Here is an 822-nt window from a genome sequence, read left to right as displayed (position 1 = left end):
CTGGACGCCGGGCAGCAACCTGCCGTACGGCCGCTATGAATTCCAGGCCAGCACCGGCGACGTCGCCTCGGCGCTGTTTGAGCTGGAGATCGTCAGCCCGTCCGATATCGTCCTGCGCCCCCGCTTTGAAACGGTTATCGACGACTTCGGCGATGCCACCGGCCTGCTGGAAAGCGGCGCCATCACCGACGACGCCACGCCCACCTTCCAGGGCCGGGCGGAAGCCAACAGCCAGGTGGTGATCCGCTATACGCTGGCGGGCGGCGCTGCTGCCTCCGTCACCGTTGACGCCGACAGCACCGGCCGCTGGAGCTGGACGCCGGACACTGAGCTGGCCGCCGGCCAGTGGTCGTTCGACGTCAAATCTCTGGGGCAGACGCACTGGAACGACAGTTTCGATCTGATCATTGTCTCTGAAAGCGACGGCGGCTTTGCGCCCGTCATCGATTACGCGGTGGATGATTTCGGTCCCGTGACCGGCAACCTCGGCAGCGGCGGCAGGACCGACGACAGCACGCCAGCGCTGCACGGTCGCGCCGAAGCCAACAGCCTGGTGATCCTGCGCTACACCCTGGGCGACGGCCGCTATGCCAGCGCCAGCATAAAAGCAGATGCAGGCGGCAACTGGTCCTGGACGCCGCCGGAGCTGGCCAGCGGCAGCTGGACCTTCGAGGTGAAGAAAACCGGTCAGATGGACTGGAGCAGCTTTACGCTCACCATCGATCCCAATGCCGATCGCAACGCCAGCATCGACAGCGCGCTGGACAACGCGGGCCCGGTGACCGGCAGCCTGAGCAGCGGCGCGTCCACCGACGACACCAC

General features: G+C 66.3%; 1 protein-coding gene. It reads left to right on the top strand.

Annotated elements, in window-relative coordinates; translation table 11 throughout:
• The coding region (locus KVT28_RS24655; protein WP_254633653.1) for an Ig-like domain-containing protein at window positions 1-822 on the top strand (822 nt) is incomplete at both ends.

Origin of the sequence: Pantoea sp. GbtcB22, from assembly GCF_019091025.1 — a bacterium.
GTDB lineage: Bacteria > Pseudomonadota > Gammaproteobacteria > Enterobacterales > Enterobacteriaceae > Pantoea > Pantoea leporis.
The sequence above is the reverse complement of the archived record's forward strand: the minus strand, read 5'-3'. Positions and strand labels throughout refer to the sequence as shown.